At 39.5% G+C, this 19398-nt stretch carries 17 protein-coding genes and 1 riboswitch; of the genes, 13 read left to right on the top strand and 4 right to left on the bottom strand.

The features are described 5' to 3' along the window. The first annotated feature begins 6 nt into the window (after positions 1-6). The 6 genes from V7068_RS06770 (at position 7) to V7068_RS06745 (ending at position 6580) form a co-directional block, all read left to right on the top strand. Positions 7-1194 (top strand): ABC transporter substrate-binding protein, encoded by a 1188-nt coding sequence (locus V7068_RS06770; protein ID WP_499711725.1) that lies wholly within the window; start codon positions 7-9, stop codon positions 1192-1194. An 83-nt stretch (positions 1195-1277) separates the two neighbouring features. Then, entirely contained in the window at positions 1278-2156 is an 879-nt protein-coding gene (locus V7068_RS06765; protein WP_252282593.1) for a branched-chain amino acid ABC transporter permease, read from the top strand. 13 nt (positions 2157-2169) lie between these two features. Beyond that, entirely contained in the window at positions 2170-3132 is a 963-nt protein-coding gene (locus V7068_RS06760; RefSeq protein WP_127761479.1) for a branched-chain amino acid ABC transporter permease, read from the top strand. Further along, positions 3107-3889 carry an ABC transporter ATP-binding protein gene (locus V7068_RS06755; protein WP_499711715.1) on the top strand — a complete coding sequence of 261 codons (783 nt, stop codon included), beginning with the start codon at positions 3107-3109 and terminating at the stop codon, positions 3887-3889. Before V7068_RS06760 ends, V7068_RS06755 begins: the two co-directional genes overlap by 26 nt. Then, positions 3889-4596, top strand: coding sequence for an ABC transporter ATP-binding protein (locus V7068_RS06750; RefSeq protein WP_499711713.1), 708 nt, complete (start codon positions 3889-3891; stop codon positions 4594-4596). The genes V7068_RS06755 and V7068_RS06750 overlap by 1 nt, the downstream gene beginning before the upstream one ends. A gap of 127 nt (positions 4597-4723) precedes the next feature. Further along, positions 4724-6580, top strand: coding sequence for a S8 family serine peptidase (locus tag V7068_RS06745; protein ID WP_499711711.1), 1857 nt, complete (start codon positions 4724-4726; stop codon positions 6578-6580). Positions 6581-6664: 84 nt separating this feature from the next. On the opposite strand, the gene V7068_RS06740 is transcribed toward V7068_RS06745, so the two are convergent. Continuing rightward, positions 6665-7849: an MFS transporter gene (locus V7068_RS06740; RefSeq protein WP_499711709.1), complete on the bottom strand. Its 1185-nt coding sequence runs from the start codon at positions 7847-7849 to the stop codon at positions 6665-6667. A 249-nt stretch (positions 7850-8098) separates the two neighbouring features. On the opposite strand from V7068_RS06740, the gene V7068_RS06735 reads away from it, so the two are divergent. Next, positions 8099-8944: a hypothetical protein gene (locus V7068_RS06735; protein WP_499711707.1), complete on the top strand. Its 846-nt coding sequence runs from the start codon at positions 8099-8101 to the stop codon at positions 8942-8944. A 233-nt stretch (positions 8945-9177) separates the two neighbouring features. Here V7068_RS06735 and V7068_RS06730 read toward each other — a convergent pair whose 3' ends face one another. Together V7068_RS06730 and V7068_RS06725 are read right to left on the bottom strand one after the other, a co-directional pair. Further along, entirely contained in the window at positions 9178-9846 is a 669-nt protein-coding gene (locus tag V7068_RS06730; RefSeq protein WP_499711706.1) for a YwrJ family protein, read from the bottom strand. A 39-nt stretch (positions 9847-9885) separates the two neighbouring features. Continuing rightward, positions 9886-11226, bottom strand: coding sequence for an arsenic transporter (locus V7068_RS06725; RefSeq protein WP_499711704.1), 1341 nt, complete (start codon positions 11224-11226; stop codon positions 9886-9888). Between the two features lie 198 nt (positions 11227-11424). Continuing rightward, positions 11425-11508, top strand: a riboswitch (cyclic di-GMP riboswitch). A 23-nt stretch (positions 11509-11531) separates the two neighbouring features. Between V7068_RS06725 and V7068_RS06720 the strand changes: the two genes are divergently transcribed. Continuing rightward, positions 11532-11669: a hypothetical protein gene (locus V7068_RS06720; protein WP_182480591.1), complete on the top strand. Its 138-nt coding sequence runs from the start codon at positions 11532-11534 to the stop codon at positions 11667-11669. Between the two features lie 165 nt (positions 11670-11834). Here the strand turns inward: V7068_RS06720 and V7068_RS06715 are convergent, their stop codons facing one another. Continuing rightward, positions 11835-13112, bottom strand: coding sequence for a replication-associated recombination protein A (locus tag V7068_RS06715; RefSeq protein WP_499711701.1), 1278 nt, complete (start codon positions 13110-13112; stop codon positions 11835-11837). Positions 13113-13305: 193 nt separating this feature from the next. Between V7068_RS06715 and cymR the strand changes: the two genes are divergently transcribed. From cymR to recD2, 5 genes are all read left to right on the top strand, one after another. After that, positions 13306-13725 carry a cysteine metabolism transcriptional regulator CymR gene (gene cymR / locus V7068_RS06710; protein ID WP_127761470.1) on the top strand — a complete coding sequence of 140 codons (420 nt, stop codon included), beginning with the start codon at positions 13306-13308 and terminating at the stop codon, positions 13723-13725. A gap of 120 nt (positions 13726-13845) precedes the next feature. Continuing rightward, on the top strand, positions 13846-14991 hold the full coding sequence (locus V7068_RS06705; protein WP_499711699.1) for a cysteine desulfurase family protein: 1146 nt from the start codon (positions 13846-13848) through the stop codon (positions 14989-14991). 13 nt (positions 14992-15004) lie between these two features. Then, a complete protein-coding gene (gene mnmA, locus V7068_RS06700) occupies positions 15005-16120 on the top strand; it encodes a tRNA 2-thiouridine(34) synthase MnmA (protein WP_499711697.1) in 1116 nt (371 codons plus the stop codon). Between the two features lie 93 nt (positions 16121-16213). Next, positions 16214-16879 (top strand): tetratricopeptide repeat protein, encoded by a 666-nt coding sequence (locus V7068_RS06695; RefSeq protein ID WP_252286813.1) that lies wholly within the window; start codon positions 16214-16216, stop codon positions 16877-16879. An 85-nt stretch (positions 16880-16964) separates the two neighbouring features. Further along, positions 16965-19307, top strand: a complete 2343-nt coding sequence (gene recD2, locus V7068_RS06690) for an SF1B family DNA helicase RecD2 (protein ID WP_499711723.1) — start codon at positions 16965-16967, stop codon at positions 19305-19307. Positions 19308-19398: the final 91 nt, after the last annotated feature.

Raw genomic sequence — 19398 nt, 5'->3', positions numbered from 1 at the left:
TTTTGCATGAAAAAGAAAAAGCTAGCGGGAATATTTATGTCCCTATCACTAGCGGCAGGGGTACTAGCTGGTTGTTCCGGCTCGGATGAAAAGGCAAGTAATTCTTCTACAGGTAAAGAAGAAACGATTAAAGTTGGAGCTAATCTTGAGCTATCTGGCGGTGTTGCTTCATATGGGCAATCGATTTTAGAAGGGCTTGAGCTGGCACTGGAGGAAATTAATAAGGAAGGCATTGATGGCAAGAAAATTGAGCTTACGACCGTTGATAATAAATCGGAAGCTGCTGAATCAACAAGCGCAGCATTAAAGCTTACCTCACAAGATAAGGTAGCGGTCATTATTGGAGCGGCGACAAGTGGGAATACGATTGCACAGGTGCAAATTGCACAAGATAGTCAAACACCGGTTATCTCACCAAGCGGGACAAGCCCAGATATTACATTTAAAGATGGAAAATTAAATGATTTCATTTTTAGAACAAGCTTTATTGATCCGTTCCAAGGAACAGTAGCCGCAAACTTTGCAACGAAAGAAGTAAAGGCGAAGAATGCAGCAGTTTACATTGATAGTGCAAGCGATTACTCGAAAGGCTTAGCAAAAGCGTTTATTGAGCAATTTAAAGCAAACGGTGGCAAAATTGTAGCTGAAGAAGCGTATGTTGCAAAAGATACAGATTTCCGTGCAACATTAACGCGAATTAAATCAGCGAAACCAGACTTTGTTTTCCTTCCTGGTTATTATGAAGAGGCTGGGCTAATTGTAAAACAAGCCCGTGAAGCGGGATTAGACGTACCGTTTATGGGTGGAGACGGCTGGGATTCTCCAAAGCTTGTTGAAATTGCCGGTGCAGACGCTTTAAATAACACCTTTATTACAAATCATTATTCTTCAGGTGATCCTGATGAGAAAATTCAGAATTTTGTAAAATCATTTAAAGCAAAGTATAAAGATAAATCACCGGATGCGTTCAACGCTCTAGGCTATGACACGGGTTATTTCTTAGCGGATGCGATTAAGCGCGCTGGCTCAGCGGATTCTGTAAAAATTAAAGAAGCACTTGAAGCTACAAAAGATCTTGAACTAGTATCAGGTACATTTACATTAGACGATAAACATAATCCAATTAAATCCGCTTCTATTCTTGAATTTGTAAACGGAGAACAACAATTCAAGACAAAAATCGATCCTGAATAAGAGATTGACGGAATAGGGGGGCGAAATGGCCTCCTATTTCGGGTTTAAAAAAAACATCATCATAATAAAGGAGGTTCAAAATCATGGAACTGATTCAACAGCTTGTAAACGGACTTTCACTGGGCAGCATATACGCCCTCATTGCCCTCGGCTATACGATGGTATATGGGATTGTTAAGTTGATTAACTTTGCCCATGGGGATGTATTTATGGTTGGGGCATTTGTCGGTTTTTATTCTATTACTATTTTAGAGTTACCTTTTTTACCAGCTTTATTGATCTCTATGATTGTCTGTGCCATCTTTGGAGTACTCATTGAGAGAATTGCGTACAAACCTTTGCGGAATGCGACGAGAATTGCTGCATTGATTACAGCAATTGGCGTGTCCTTGCTTATCGAATACGGGATGATTTATATTCGCGGTGCGCAACCAGAAGCCTATCCAAAAGACGTTATGCCAACGAGCAAGATTGATATTTTAGGCGTTTCGATTAGCAGCCAGTCTTTATTAATTTTCTTTGTTGCGATTGTATTAATGATTATTTTGCAATTCGTTGTACATAAAACAAAAATTGGAAAAGCGATGCGTGCTGTTTCTTTTGATGCCGATGCGGCAAGGTTGATGGGCATTAATGTCAACAACACGATTTCGGCGACATTTGCGATTGGCTCTGCCTTAGCGGGTGCAGCCGGTGTTATCTTTGGTATTTATTATATTAAAATAGAGCCTTTAATGGGAATCATTCCTGGACTAAAAGCGTTTGTTGCGGCTGTCCTTGGTGGGATCGGGATTATACCTGGCGCCATGGTCGGGGGATTACTTTTAGGGGTGATTGAAGCGTTAGTAAGTGCAGCTGGATTTTCCTTATGGCGTGATGGTGTAGCATTTGTTGTCCTTATCTTAATCCTCATCTTTAGACCACAAGGCTTATTCGGAAAAAATAAAAAAGAAAAAGTATAGGAGGGACAAGGCGATGACGATTTTGAAGCGAGCAAAAGGCTTTTGGCTCTCTATTTTGCTATCATGTATCTTCTTTACCATTATTCAAACGATGATTAGCGGTGGACTATTAAATCCCTTTTATCAAAATACAATTATGTTAATTGGTATTAATATTATCTTAGCGGCAAGTCTTCATTTAATTATTGGGATTACAGGTCAATTTTCAATTGGTCATGCTGGATTTTTGGCGGTAGGTGCTTATGCATCCGCTATTATGACTATGAAGCTTGAAATGCCGTTTTTTGTATCCTTACTAGTTGGAGGGCTAATGGCCGCTCTTGCGGGATTAATTATCGGAATCCCGAGTTTACGCCTAAAAGGAGATTATTTAGCGATTGCAACACTTGGATTCGGAGAGATTGTTCGAATTGTTCTGCTGAATATTGATTATGTTGGTGGAGCGAGCGGCATGCAAGTTTCCCATTTGACGACGTGGCCATGGGTATTTGCCTCCGTTCTTTTGACCATTTTAATTATTCGTAACTTTACGAGCTCTACGCATGGCCGCGCCTGTATTTCGATTCGTGAAGATGAAACAGCAGCGGATTCTATGGGGATTAATACAACGTACTATAAAGTAGTTGCTTTTGCGATTGGTGCTTTTTTAGCCGGGGTTGCTGGAGGCTTGTATGCGCATAATTTTTATATTATTTTGCCTTCGAACTTTGGTTTCTTGAAATCGTTTGATATTTTAATTTTTGTTGTACTAGGTGGTCTAGGCAGCTTATCTGGTGCTGTATTAGCGGCTATTTTGTTAACGGTTGTGACGACTTTCCTACAAGATTACCCGGAAACACGAATGATTATTTATAGTCTTGTCTTAATTATTATGATGATTTATCGTCCACAGGGATTATTAGGTACGAAAGAGTTTACAAGCTTCTTTAAGCGTAAAGGAGGTCACAAGCATGACAATGAACAAACCATTGCTTAAAGTTGATGCTGTCGGGATTCAGTTTGGCGGGTTAAAGGCTGTGTCCAATGTGAATGTTGAACTCTACCCAGGCGAATTAATTGGATTAATTGGACCCAATGGAGCGGGAAAAACGACGTTTTTCAACTTATTGACAGGAGTGTATGTACCAACAGAAGGAAGTATTTCATTAGAGGGACAGAACTTAAGAAAACTGCCGCCATATAAAATTAACCAAAAAGGAATCAGTCGTACGTTCCAAAATATTCGTTTATTCGGCGACTTGTCTGTTATCGATAATGTAAAAGTAGCCTATCATTCGCTAGCGAAACACAGTATGATAAGCTCTATTTTGCGCCTTCCAACTCATTTTAAAGGTGAGCAAGAAATGGATGAAAGAGCGCTTGAATTTTTAAAAATCTTTAATTTAGATCATTATCAACATGAATTAGCCAAAAACTTGCCTTATGGTCAACAACGGCGCTTAGAGATTGCCCGTGCGTTAGCAGCTAATCCTAAATTGCTTCTTCTTGATGAACCGGCGGCTGGAATGAACCCGCAGGAAACACATGAATTGATGAACTTAATTGCCTTTATCCGAGAAAAATTTAATTTGACCGTCCTTTTAATCGAACATGATATGTCACTTGTGATGGGGGTATGTGAACGAATTTATGTATTGGATCACGGCCAGCTTATTGCTGAAGGAAAGCCCGAAGAGATTCGTAACAACCCAAAAGTGATTGAAGCGTATTTGGGTGAGGAGGTTGTGTCATAATGTTGAAAATTGAAGATATCAATGTGTATTATGGGAACATTCAAGCACTACGCGGAGTTTCAATGGATATTAACAAAGGAGAAATTGTTACCTTAATTGGTGCTAATGGAGCAGGGAAAAGTACGTTATTAAAGACGATTTCGGGCTTATTGAAGCCGAAACAAGGGAAGATTTTATTTGAGGGAGAATCGATTGGTGGAAAAGCGGCGCAATCGATTGTAAAATTAGGCATCTCGCATGTTCCGGAAGGTCGAAGAGTATTTGCGAATATGACTGTAGAAGAAAATCTGGAATTAGGTGCTTTTTTACGAAAAGATAAAGCGGGGATTAAGCAAGATTTAGAGAAAGTGTATATGCTTTTTCCAAGATTGTTAGAGCGAGTTAAACAGCAGTCGGGAACATTATCGGGCGGCGAACAGCAAATGCTTGCGATGGGGCGGGCATTAATGGCTAGGCCCAGACTATTACTTCTTGATGAGCCTTCAATGGGTTTAGCTCCCCTATTAGTAAAACAAATTTTTAATATTGTAGAAGAAATTAATAAGGGAGGAACAACGATTTTACTCGTTGAACAAAATGCTAATCTAGCTTTATCAATTGCAGACCGAGCATACGTTGTAGAAACAGGAAGCATTGTGTTATCGGGAGAAGCGGAAGAGTTAACAGCTAGTGAGGAAATTAAAAAAGCTTATCTCGGTGGGCACTAATGAGAAACCGCTATTGCGGTTTTTTTTGTTGAATGTGAAAGAATAGGTTGTTTCGTCCTTTTTAACTAAAGCCAAGATGAGGAAATAGAGCGTATAATAGATTCATATATTTCTAGGAGTGAGCATAATGTACAAATTTGTGAATCGTCTATTATTCTTCATCTTAGTTGTCAGTTTTCTATCCATTCTTCAGAGTGGGTCCAAGGTGTATGCTGAAGAAACGGACATTGACCAAGTTATTGTAAAACATAAATCTGACGAAGAAATGGTCACGCTAGATGTTCCAGTTAAAAAGTCAACCGCGAACTTTATAGCTGAATTAGAAGAACAACCGAATGTGGAGGCAGTAGAACCGGACTATGTAATCACCCGTTCTGCTACGGCTAGTGATCCGTATTATACAAGGCAGTGGTACCATCAAGTGATTGGAATAGAAGATGCTTGGGACGTTACGACAGGATCTAGTGAGGTTGTCGTTGCTATTATTGATGATGGTCTCGATATCAATCATCAAGAATTTAAGAATCGAATTATCGATCCTTATGACGTTGTATTAGATAGCAAATTAGAAATTACAGCAGGGGCGCACGGCACTCATATTGCAGGAATTATTGCGAGTTCTATAAACAATGACTATGGTGGGGCAGGGATTGCGCCTAATGTCAAAATTATGCCAATTAATGTTTTTGATGGAGAAAATGCGAGGCATTCCGATGTAATAACAGCGATTGATTACGCAATTAAGCAAGGAGCAGATATTATTAATTTAAGCTTGGGCGGGACAGACTCTTCTGCTTTATTTAATGAGGCTATTCAAAGGGCTCATAAGGCGGGTTTACTTATTATTGCTGCATCAGGAAATGATGGAAAAAACATATATGATTACCCAGCTTCTTATGACCATGTGATTGGGGTAAGTGCAACAGATAGGAGCGATAAAATTGCACGTTATTCCAATTATGGGTCTACGATTGATCTTGCTGCTCCAGGTACTAGTATTTATTCCACGTTACCTTATAATACATATGGTTATATGACAGGTACTTCTATGGCAACACCTATCGTTGCCGGTGTTGCAGCTCTTGTCTGGTCGATTAATCCGAGCTTAACGAATGAACAAATTGAACAACAATTATATAGAACGTCTTTCGATTTAGGGGGGGAAGGAAAAGATCGATATTACGGATATGGGCGCATTGATGCGAAGAAAGCGGTAGCAGTTATTCCAGCTGTAGAGCAGAAACAAGTGATTTTAACGGTTGATGAAATTGTCGATTCCGCTGCCATTGTAAAAGGAAGAGTATCGACGAGTATTGTAGATGGAAAGGTGACGATTTATACGGATCAAGAGGTTCTAGCGACTGCTAATCTAGTCAATCAGAATACTTTTGCTGTTAAGATTCCAAAGCAACGAGCTGGCACCGTTCTCCATATTGAAATAGATAAACCGAATGTAGAACCGGTTACTTTAACAGTCATTGATCAAACATCACCGGCTCGTCCTGCAGTAAAGAGTGTAGGGGATCATACAACCAAGCTCACAGGTACAGCAGAAGCAGGATCGACCGTTCGTGTTAAATCTGGTATAAAACAACTCGGTGCAGCAAAGGCAAATAGTACAGGGAAGTTTACCATCACTATGAAGACAAAACAAAAAGCAGGAACGTTACTCAAAATAACAGCTACAGATAAAGCGGGAAATGTGAGCGCTGCTACAACAATTAAAGTTATCGATCAAACACCGCCAGCTAAGCCAACTGTCTCGATTAAAGCAACAAGCAAAACAATAACGGTGACCGGAAAATCTGAAGCGTATTCAACGGTCTACTTTCGAGGAAAGGGAAAAATAATCGGTACGCAACAAACCAATGCTAAAGGAAACTACACGATTAAAATTAGCAGACAAAAAATTGCTAAAATCTTACGTATTTATGCTCAGGATCGAGCTACTAACCAAAGTGAGCGTGTCACAGTGACTTTTTAAATTGTGGATAATTTGTGGATAAATTCCTTTGATTTCCAAATAAAAAAGGGAAGCGAATGTATGGAGAATTCGCTTCCCTTTTTGTTATGTTTGCTTATTTCGTATCAATAGCCAAATGTAGATGACAATAGAGAGGAGTACGGATAAAGCAGCTGTTATGTAGATGCTTCGATAGTCCAAAAAGTATCCAATTTGTCCAAATAGAATAGCGCCGAATCCAATCCCAAGATCGAAAAAGGAAAAGTACGTTGCATTGGCCATTCCTTTGCGATTGGCGGCCGCTTTTTCGACAGACCAAGCTTGGAGTGCAGGCTGCAAGGCACCGAATCCTAGTCCATAACAGATCGCAGCGATATACAATACGGTGTTGTTTGGCATCCAAGCTAAAAGCAGCATAGCGATGCTAATGAGAATCGTAGATGGAATATAAATTGCTTTATGTCCGTGTTTATCATAAAGTTGTCCGGCAAAAATTCTTGTCGTCATGAGAGCTGCGGCAAAGATAAAGAAATACCATTGAATCCCTGTCACACCGCGCTGGTCTGCGTAAAGGGGTAAAAATGTTGAGATTCCTCCAAACGTGACAGAGATGAAAAAGATGAGAATAGACGGTTGAAGGGCGCTTTTTTCGTATAAGTTCCATTTCGTTGTTTTCGCTGCTATAGCAATAGGCTCGGCTTTTTTATAGCGAATGGTCGAAGCGGAAATCCAGGCGATGGCACCTAAAAGCCCACAAATTAAAAAAAGTTCTTTAAACGAGATCATATTGACCAAAATTAATCCAAGCGATGGACCGATAGCAAGTGCGACATTTCCTGATAATCCGTAATACCCCATTCCTTCGCCGCGTCTTTTGGCTGGAATAAGGTCTGTTGCGATGGTGCCAGATGCTGTTGTCGAATATCCCCAGCCTATACCTTGAATGACACGTATAGCAAAAAGCAGAATCAAACTTGTGGTAAAGCCAAAAACACCAATAGTGAGGATGAAAATCGTTAATCCAGCTAGAAAAACAAAGCGTCGACCCTTTGTTTCCAATAATTGTCCAGCAAACGGTCGAATCAGCAGGGCGGAAAAAGTGAAAATGCCGACAACTACGCCAATGAGGCGATCATTTCCACCAAGACTTTCAACGAAAAGCGGAATAGTCGGTAAGGTCATTTGAAAGCCGAGAAATACAAAAAAGTTAGCTAAGCAAATTAAAATAAAATCTCGTGTCCAGATTTTTTCCTTGCTACTTACGTGTTCTTTCACCAAAGATTCAGCCATGCACATTCACCTTCAATCTATAGATGCCGTTATTTTACTAAAAATGCATGAAATTTACCAATGATTGAGAATTGAAGTGTTGAGTTTTTTATTCGAATCGATGCACCTCCATGATTGATTTTTTAGTGGGCTAACAAACGAATTCCGCTAAAATGGGTTAATAGCAGATAGCGGAATTGATTCAAGGCGCATATACATGCATTATAAATATCCCTAAAGTATAAATAACTATTTGGAGGCAAGGTAAATATGGCAGATAAAGTAGGTTTATCATACCTTGAGAAGTTAGTCGGTAAAACTGTGACCGTTTTTAAAGGAGGACCACATTCAAGAACAGGTGAGCTTTTGGCGGTGCAAAGTGATTATTTGGTGTTGAAAACGGAAGATCAACAAGTTGTGTATTATCCATTAACACAATTAAAAAGCGTGATTGATAATACGAAGAATAGCACAGTATCAATCGAGAATCTGTACACAAGACTAGCAGCACAGGAAACAATTATTTATCCTGATACGTTTCAAGAATTAGTGCAGTCTCTGCAATTGGGCTATGTTCAAGTAAATGGAGGAGGACCATCTTCTAGTAAAGGCTACTTACTTGATGCTAAGTCGGAATACGTTGCTTTGACAACAGAAGAAAAGGGACTTGTTTTCTATCGACTTGATCAAATCAAGAGTCTTTCTACAACCGAATCTGATTTTTCAGAGGTATTACCAACAATTGCATTTGGCGGTAGTGGCTTATTTACAGATTTGCTAAGGTCTCTTCTGTTACAATGGACGACTGTTAATCATGGACCAGATAAAGTAGAAGGTATATTGATTGAAGTAAATGATGAATATTCTGTACTTGTGAAACATAAAGAAGTTATCTATGTACCAAATGATTCAATCAACTTTGTTGCTCAAAAAGTAGAAGTTGAAGAGGAAGAAAACAATGAAAATGAAAATATGGATAGTACTACTCAAAACATCGTAGAGCCTACAATGACTCAAAGCAATACACAGCCTGTAAATACAACCTCTGCAAGAAACTCTACAATTAGACGTATGTTAATTGAGAATATTATGAGAAATTCAACGGTTGGACAGTGATAAATAAGTAATAAAAGTACAACAACATGCTCGTTGTTGTACTTTCTTTTTGGCCTTGTTAAGCAATATTGTTGATCATACGGTTTTAGAATCATTTGTGTCAGACCAAAGTCTTGCATAAATGATTCCAAAATGAATAGTACTCTGTACCAGAGCTTTCTTTTTAAATTAAGTCCTATGAGGCGATCGAAATCAGTCAAACCTCAATAGTGACATAACTTTTAGCTTGGACATTATGGCAAATGAAGCGTTTTGAGGTGCTGGCAATTCCAATAGACGATTTCCTCTTCCGCAGTTACGAGTGTCAATTGTTGATCTTGTACTTTTTGAAGTAGACCAATTTTTTCAGGATGATCACCGCCATCTAAGATGACAATATTATTTTTAAGTTTTTTACACTGTTCACTAAAAGATCTAGCTAATGTAATTGAAGTAGGGTTAACAGGGAGAAATTCATTATTTAATGAATAAGGGGCAGAATTTTTGCTATATGGAATTAACCACTTTAAGTGATTCATGGAGATAAACATGACTTTATAGGCAGGAGAGTAGAAGACGAAGTAATCATTCATAATGCTTGTTAAATAACCATGAATCGTTTTATTTCCTTCAATATAGATTTGGACAAAAGTTCCTTTCGCATTAGTGAGAATCTTTCGAAAGGAGATGGATTCCGAGTTTGTTGTAATGGGCTGTTCTGGCTGAAAGTCAGTTGCTAATTCTAATATATTTTGAGTGTCTAGCTTGACTCGTTGAACATGAACAATGGGGATATAGAAATATTGTCCATTATAAAGAACGAGAATATCTAATCCAGCATCGACAAGTTGCCCAAATATCTCTATTTTCCCTGATATCTCTACATTTATCGTTTTACCGATTAGGTGATGAAAATGATTCATAATTCATTGTAGCTCCTATTCTTTTATAAAATGTTGTTGTTAAAATAGCCAAGATACCCAGTAGTATAAGAGAACTAAAGTTAAAAGTGTGGCAGGGGGAATGACGATAAAGGTTACCTTCATATACTGTCTCCACGTAATCTTGATTCCGTTGCTTTTGACAATGTGCATCCACATAATGGTCGCTAATGTTCCCATAGGGAGAAGCAGTGATCCCATATCGCTACCGATTACGTTTGCCAGATAAGAGACTTTTAATGTGAGTGGATCGAGGTTCATATTCATTAATGTTAACGTACCGACCATCAATGCCGGATGATTATTAAAAATATTTGAGAGAACGGATAATAATCCACCCATCATGACACTTGCATGCAGTAAGCTTCCAGAAACGATTGGGTCCATGATTTTAATCAACAACGTTGTTAAGCCAATATTATGCAGCCCGTAGATTACGACATACATACTAAAGGCAAAGACAAGAATATACCAAGGTGTTCTTTTTAGCACATCAATTGGCGATACTTTTAAATAAAACCAACGCCATCCGAGTAGGACAACAGAGCCGAGTACCGCCATAACGGAGACAGGAATGCCGTAGTAAGAGGCTAGAAATAAGCTGATACGAACGATTAATACAAATAGAAGAATTTTAAGCATAAAACGAGTATTTTGCTTCGTTAATAAGGAGGTTGAATTTTTAAGAGGATGATATGGACCAGTTACCATGCCTGTCACTTTCGTAGGAATCACTTTTGGTAGTTTATTGTGAAAAATTAGAAATAGAAGCAGAACCAGGAATAATAAACCGACTGTCGCAGGTACAAACATCATGGCGGTCTGCATGTACAAATCCATGTCAACAATCTTGAGCGCGATTAAATTGACGATATTACTGACACCAATTGGGGCACTTGAGGCAGTTGCAATCAGGGCACCAGATAACAAGTACGGAATTTTCTGATGATGCTTCACACCTAAATTATTGAGTAGGAGAATGAGAATCGGGGTTGTAATGAGAATACTACCATCATTATTCACGAATAGCGTCATGAGAAAGCATAAGAGGTTTACATACCAGAATAAGCGAATCCCAGAACCTTTTGCTTGATGGGCTAATAATTCAGCTGTCCATTTAAAAAAACCAAAACTCTCTAAAACTAGCGCCATTACAATTGTTGCTATAATAGTGATGGCTGCACCGCCAATGGTTTCAGTAATTTGCCATAGGTCTGAAATAGAAACACTGCCTGTCATCAAAATGAAAACAGCGCCAATCGTCGCTGGAATAGCTTCATTTACCCCTTTTGGCCGCCACATTACAAACACGATTGTAAATAAAAAGGCTAAAACGGTTAATAAGCTTGTAAAGTCAAGCACGTTTTCCTCTCCCTTAGTGGTTGTTCATAGAACCTAGTTATAAATAATTCGGCGAATGTCACTATCTTACAAACCTCCTTTATATCCATTTTCCCTATAATATATGCATTGTTGATAAGACAAGCTTCCGTCATTATCCTAATCTTTTAAAATTCCGCTCATAAATCTATTAAACATTTGCATGCAAGGGACGATATTTTAGAAGAAAGGCAAACTTGCTGAAAAGTAATGACGCAAAACTAGAGGGACTTCTACCTATGGTGAAGTCAGCCAGTTATCATCAAACGTAAGGAGAGTTATTATTGATGTCAAAACAACGTTGGATTACAGCTGAAGAAGCTTACGAAAGAAAATTGCGAAATAAAAAAATTTTTATTGCCTCTTATCTATTGTTTACAGTAATCCTGATTTCATCATTAACTATTTTATTGGGGTCATTGTAATTAGATTGATAGTTGTTGCTATTATGCTTTATTGTGCAATATAGCTTATTAGAAAAAGGGGAAAAAAGAGGCTGCTTTATTTTTTAGCAGCCTCTTTTATTTAAAAGGTAAGTATAAAAACTTCGATACGTTTTGATGTCTAGCTTCAAGCGCCTTACACTTTTCTTATCTTTTTGAACTTTTTTCAATTTTTTCGTAAACAGAGGCGAGAGCTTGTTCGAATTTACCGCTTTTTTTAGGCGTATAGTACTTTTTATCGAGTAATTTATTCGGTAAATATTGCTGTTTGACCCATCCGCTTTCGTAATTATGCGGATATAAATAATCAATGCCTCGTCCAAGCTCTGTGGCACCTAGATAATGCGCATCTTTTAAGTGATTTGGTACATCACCGCTATGTCCTGAACGGATATCTGTAAGAGCATGGTCAATAGCTAAAATAGCTGAATTCGATTTTGGTGATAAGCATAGTTCAATAACAGAATTAGCAAGTGGAATACGAGCTTCAGGAAATCCGAGTCTTTCGGCTGCTTCTACTGCAGCCAATGCGCGTGGACCAGCTTGAGGATTAGCAAGACCGATATCTTCATACGCGATGACAATTAAGCGACGGGCAATGCTTGTCAGATCACCTGCTTCTACTAAACGACCAAGATAATGGAGCGCGGCATGAACATCACTGCCGCGAATCGATTTCTGGAATGCAGAAATGACATCATAATGAGCATCGCCATCTTTGTCATGAGAGAAGCTTTTTTTCTGCATGCATTCCTCAGCAATCTCTACATCGATTGTTACAATATTAGCCGTGTCTGGTTCAGTTGAGATTACAGCGAGCTCTAAGGCATTTAAAGCGCTGCGAACATCGCCGTTTGAAGCGGTGGCAAAATGAGCAAGTGCCTCGGTTGTGACGTTTGTTTGATAGGTTCCCAGACCGCGTTGGTCATCTGCCAAGGCGCGCTGCAGGGCTTGAACAATTTCTGCTACTTCGAGTGCATGTAATTCGAATATTTGGCAACGACTGCGAATGGCGGGATTAATCGCATGATATGGATTACTTGTTGTTGCTCCGATTAATGTAATCATGCCATTTTCAAGATAAGGAAGCAAAAAATCTTGTTTCGCTTTATCAAGACGATGTACCTCATCAAGAAGTAAAATGACTTTGCCCGACATTTTCGCTTCAGCGACTACAATTTCTATGTCTTTCTTATTATTTGTGACGGCATTTAATGTACGGAAAGCAAATTTTGTACTTCCTGCAATGGCACTTGCGATGGATGTTTTACCAATCCCTGGCGGACCGTATAAAATCATCGAAGACAGCTGCCTCGCTTTAACCATACGTTGAATGATTTTTCCTTCTCCCACAAGATGCTGTTGGCCGATAATTTCATCGATTGTGCGCGGACGCATACGAAAGGCTAGTGGTTGAATCGGCATCTGCTTCACTCCTTCCTATATACAGTAACACAACTTGAGAATCATGCGTAATGATTGAAGGGATTCTGTTGATTTTCCAACTTATTTGATGTGAATAATTGACAACATGAGGAGTCAAAGTATGCATTTCCAATGCGAATATGCTATAATTTCATCAGCTTAAAGTTACGGAAAAAATTTGAGGTGTATGAAAATGAAAATTTCAACTAAAGGCCGTTACGGTTTAACCATTATGATTGAATTAGCGAAACATTACGGTGAAGGTCCAAAATCTTTAAAATCGATTGCGCAGTCACATGATTTATCGGAGCATTATTTGGAGCAGTTAATTGCGCCGCTTCGTAATGCGGGACTAGTGAAGAGTATTCGTGGTGCATATGGAGGATACATTTTATCACGAGAACCACAGGAAATTACTTCTGGAGACATTATTCGTGTTTTAGAAGGTCCGATTTCTCCGGTGGAAGGAATTGAAGATGAAGAGCCGGTAAAACGCCAACTTTGGATTCGCATTCGCGATGCCGTGAAAGATGTGTTAGACAATACGACATTATTGGACTTGGCGAACTATAAAGATACAGGTGAGCAAGGCTCTTATATGTACTATATTTAAAATGAAAACAAGAGGTAGTTTTTAAAGCACTGTTGTGATAACGGTGCTTTATATCATTGTTGAGACGAATTAAAATATGCCACCGTTAATGGTGCGTTTAGATTTTTTGGAGGCGACAAAGTGAACAGAATATATTTAGATCATGCTGCGACTTCGCCCATGCATCCAAATGTAATAGATAAGATGATGACGGTGATGAAAAGTGAGTTTGGTAACCCGTCGAGTATTCATGCGTTTGGGCGTCAAGCACGCCATGTTTTAGATGAAGCAAGAATGAGTATTGCTGCAAGCATTGGAGCTGAACGGAACGAGATTATTTTTACAAGCGGCGGGACGGAAGCGGACAATACAGCGCTTATTGGTATTGCTGAGGCAAACAAGGCGAGAGGCAAGCATATTATTACGACTGAAATTGAACACCATGCAATCTTGCATACGAGTCAGTATTTAGAGAAAGAAGGCTTTGAGGTTACTTATTTGCCTGTTAACAGTGAAGGACTTATTTCGATGGCTGATTTAAAAGCAGCTCTTCGAGAGGATACAATCTTAGTTTCTATCATGTATGGGAATAATGAAGTCGGTACGATTCAGCCGATTGCTGACATTGGTGCTTTTTTAAAAGAACATCAAGCTTATTTTCATACCGATGCTGTACAAGCGTATGGTTTAGTTCCCATTGATGTAAATGCGCTTCATATTGATTTATTAAGTGTATCAGCTCATAAAATTAACGGACCAAAAGGAATTGGGTTTTTATATGTTCGTGAAGGTGTGAAGCTACAACCGCATGCTCATGGCGGGGAACAGGAGCGGAAGCGCCGTGCTGGAACGGAAAGTGTTCCAGCAATTGCTGGATTTGCCGAAGCAGTGAAGATTACGCAACAGACGATGGTAGAAAAAGTGGAGAAGTATCGTACATTTAAAGAAATCTTGCTTGCTCGTTTTGAAGAAGCTGGTATACAATATCAACTTAACGGCTCATTAGAAGCATCGCTGCCACATGTATTGAATGTTAGTTTTCCTGGGACGAATGTGGAATCAATGCTCGTAAATTTAGATTTAGCGGGAATTGCTGTCTCCAGCGGTTCGGCATGTACGGCAGGTTCTATTGATCCGTCGCATGTGCTTGTTGCGATGTTTGGTAAAAATTCAGAGCGGACGAAAAATTCCATTCGCTTTAGCTTTGGTTTAAACAATACGAACGAAGAAATAAAACAAGCTGCAGATGAAACGGTGAAAATCGTGAGCAGATTGGTTGATAAATAAAGAGGTGACAAGAATGAAGAAAGCACCAAAAGATACGCGTGTCGTTGTCGGTATGTCAGGTGGTGTGGATTCTTCTGTTGCAGCCCTGCTTCTGAAACAACAAGGCTATGATGTGGTCGGGATTTTCATGAAAAACTGGGATGATACAGACGAAAATGGAGTTTGTACGGCAACGGAAGATTACAACGATGTTATTGCGGTATGCAATCAAATTGGCATACCTTACTATGCGGTCAATTTTGAAAAGCAATACTGGGAGAAAGTATTTACGTATTTTTTAGAAGAATATAAAGCAGGACGAACACCAAATCCGGATGTAATGTGTAATAAAGAAATTAAGTTTAAAGCATTTTTAGAGCATGCAGTTAGTCTTGGCGCGGATTACTTAGCAACAGGTCATTATGCTCAAGTAGCCTTTAGAGATGGCGATTACAAAATGCTTCGCGGTATCGATGATAATAAAGACCAGACGTACTTCTTAAATCAATTAACTCAAGAACAATTGGAAAAAGTAATGTTCCCATTAGGGCATATTGAGAAAAAAGAAGTGCGTGAAATTGCGAAACAAGCTGGACTTGCTACAGCAGCGAAAAAAGACTCCACTGGTATTTGTTTTATTGGAGAGCGCAATTTTAAAGAGTTTTTGAGTCAGTACTTGCCGGCGCAGCCTGGTGAAATGATGACGATGGATGGAAGAGTGATGGGCAAACATGATGGGCTGATGTATTATACAATCGGCCAACGTCATGGTCTTGGAATCGGCGGAAGCGGCGAACCTTGGTTTGCTGCTGGAAAAGACTTGAAACGCAATATTCTATATGTGTGCCAAGGTTTTGATAATGATTTGTTGTACTCGACTTCTTTGAAGGCAGTGAAAATGAGCTGGGTTGCCAATCAAGCACCAGCGAAAGAATTCACATGTACGGCTAAATTCCGTTATCGTCAAACAGACAGCCCTGTGTCTGTAAAAGTGCTGGAAACGGGCGATGTTGAAGTTGTTTTCGCTGAACCTGTTCGTGCGATTACCCCTGGACAAGCGGTCGTGTTTTATGACGGGGATGTTTGCCTCGGCGGCGGCACGATTGATGAAGTGTTTAAACATGGTGAAAAATTAACATATGTAGGGTAATATAAAGAAGGTCCCCAACTGTTTACGGTTGGGGACTTTATTTGGTAAAGCCTTATGGTATACTTTCTATAGAAAATTAGGAGCGTGAAATAAATGGATAAAAATCAACAAGGAATTCAATATATGCAAGAAGGAAAATATGAGGAAGCAGCGAAGATTTTTAATGAAGCGATTGAGGAAAATCCGAAAGATCCAGTTGCGTATATTAACTTTGGAAATGTGTTGACGGCAGTTGGTGATTATGAAAAGGCAATTCGTTTTTATAAAAGAGCACTTGAAATAGATGAACAGGCAGCAGCGGCCTATTATTCGCTTGGAAATTTATATTATGAAAGTGATAAATTAATAGAAGCGAAAGATATGTTTGAAAAAGCACTTCGTCATGGTTTGGAAAATGCGGATGCGTATTTCATGCTCGGCTTGACTTTAATGGCGCTTGATCAAGCAAAACTGGCGATGCCTTATTTACAACGTACAGTCGAGTTAAATGAGGATGACGTAGATGCGCGTTTTCAGTATGCTCTTTGCCTCGCTAATGCGGAGTTGTATGAGGAATTGATTCATCAATTGAATATCGTGATTGAACAAGATCCGAATCACGCCGATGCTTACTATAATTTAGGTGTTGCTTTTGCGGGGTACCGTGATGATGTAGATGCGGCCATTGCTTATTTTGATAAAGCGCTTGAGGTGCAGGCTGATCATATGCTTGCCGCTCATGGGAAAAAACTAATGGAACAAATGAAAGCAGAAAACTAAACACAGTTATTTTAAGTCATGAAAGGTGGGAGAGGCTTTGAGTCAACAAGGGGCTTTAGATTTGTTTTCGGAAGAGAAGCAGTTTATGAAGGGGCGGCACTTAGTGACGATTTTTCATAATGAGGAAAATATGTATTCTGTTGTTCGGATTCGCTTGGATGAAACAAATTTGAATTATGATGAGCAGGAAGCTGTCGTGACTGGTTATTTCCCACGTATTCATGAGCATGAAACTTATATCTTTTACGGAGTATTGAAGGAGCATCCTCGCTTTGGTCTACAGTTTCAAGTTAATCATTTTCGCAAAGATTTGCCACAGTCGAAGGAAGGTATTGTGGCTTATTTATCCGGCGATATGTTTAAGGGAATTGGGAAGAAGACGGCAGAAAGCATTGTGGAAACACTTGGTGAAAATGCAATTTCAAAAATTTTAGCGCAGCCTTCCGTACTGGATAATATTCCGCGTTTGTCCGGTGAGAAAGCAAAAGCTTTATATGATACATTGCTTGAAAATGAAGGTCTTGAGCAAGTGATGATTGCGCTGAATCAATATGGTTTTGGACCGCAGCTCTCGATGAAAATTTATCAAATGTATAAACAGGATACGGTTTCTATTATTCAAAGTAACCCATATAAGCTTGTAGAGGATATTGAGGGAATTGGTTTTGGACGGGCGGATGAACTTGGATTTCAGCTAGGCATTTCCGGAGGGCATACAGACCGTATTAAAGCAGCTTGCCTATATTGCCTTGACACGCAATGCATGCAGGATGGACATGTCTATATGGAAGCGGAGGAATTATTAGAGTCCGTTAAACGTTTATTGGAAGAAAATAAGCGTGATGTCATTGAATTTACGAATATTTCCTCAGAAATAATCAAACTAGAAGCGGAAAGAAAGATTGTTGTCGAGGAAACACGTATTTACTTGCCTGCTTTGTACTTCTCGGAAAAAGGAATTGTTACGAATATTCAACGGCTCCTCCAACAAACAGAGTATGAAGACCAGTTTCCAGAATCGGAGTTTTTATTAGCGCTTGGTGAATTGGAGGAGCGTCTTGGTGTGACGTATGCTCCCGCACAAAAAGAAGCGATTCAGACAGCTTTGCAATCGCCTATGCTTATTTTAACAGGCGGCCCGGGAACAGGGAAAACGACGGTCATTAAGGGCATTGTGGAGCTATATAGTGAGCTTCATGGCGTGTCGATGAACATAAAAGATTATAAAAAGGATGGGGAGCCGTTTCCCTTTGTGCTTGCTGCGCCGACTGGCCGTGCAGCTAAGCGAATGGCAGAATCTACCGGTCTGCCGGCTGTGACGATTCATCGGCTGCTCGGTTGGAATGGCAGTGAAGGGTTTGCTCATGATGCAGACAATCCTATTGAGGGGCGAATTGTGATTATTGATGAGATGTCGATGGTCGACACATGGCTGGCTCATCAATTGTTGAAAGCATTGCCAGAGCATAGTCAGCTCATTCTCGTTGGGGATGAAGACCAGTTGCCGTCTGTTGGTCCTGGTCAAGTGCTGAAGGATTTACTAGCTTCAAAAGCTATTCCAACGATTGCTCTCCAACATATTTATCGTCAAGCAGACGGTTCTTCGATTATTGAACTTGCTCATGAAATGAAAAAAGGCCATGTGCCGCATGATGTGGCAAAGCAACAAGTTGATCGTTCTTTTATTCGATGTCAACAGAGCCAAATGTCTGATGTCATTAAGCAGGTCGTTCAAAATGCACGTAAAAAAGGGTATAGTTCACGTGACATTCAAGTACTTGCCCCGATGTATAAGGGTCCAGCTGGGATTGATGTACTGAACAAGATGCTCCAAGAAGTATTAAATGGAGATAGCGAGAAAAAACGTCGTGAGTTGCAATTTGGTGATGTCGTCTATCGAACAGGTGATAAAGTGTTACAGCTTGTGAATCAGCCTGAAGAAGGTGTTTTCAATGGAGACATGGGCGAAATTGTAACCATTATATTTGCTAAAGAAAATACCGATCATGTAGATAAAGTTGTCATTTCCTTTGAAGGCATTGAAGTGACGTATACGAAGCAGGATTTAAACCAAATCACACATGCGTATTGCTGTTCCATACATAAATCACAAGGAAGCGAGTTTCCAATTGTTATTTTACCTGTTGTGCGAAGCTACTATAGAATGTTACGCCGAAATTTATTATATACGGCGATTACACGCAGCAAGGATTTTCTGATTATATGTGGAGAAGAAGAAGCATTTCGACTTGGAGTGGAACGTAATGATGAAACACAGCGCCGGACAACATTACGGGAAAAATTACAGGAAATACATGCAGGAAGCGATACTAAAGTTATTGAAGAAGGTGAATCATACCACGATCGCTTAATGAATGAGGACCCGATGATTGGCATGAGTGATGTAACTCCGTATCATTTTATGTAAAGGTTTTGTTATGGGCCGCTGTTGTACTCGTTTTATCAACCATATTGTTTAACATATAGCCTATGTAAAAGTAAGCGAGAGACCCTTTATG

The organism is Bacillus sp. JJ634 (assembly GCF_036962285.1).
In the GTDB taxonomy this organism is placed as follows: domain Bacteria; phylum Bacillota; class Bacilli; order Bacillales; family DSM-1321; genus Peribacillus; species Peribacillus asahii_A.
The sequence above is the reverse complement of the archived record's forward strand: the minus strand, read 5'-3'. Positions and strand labels throughout refer to the sequence as shown.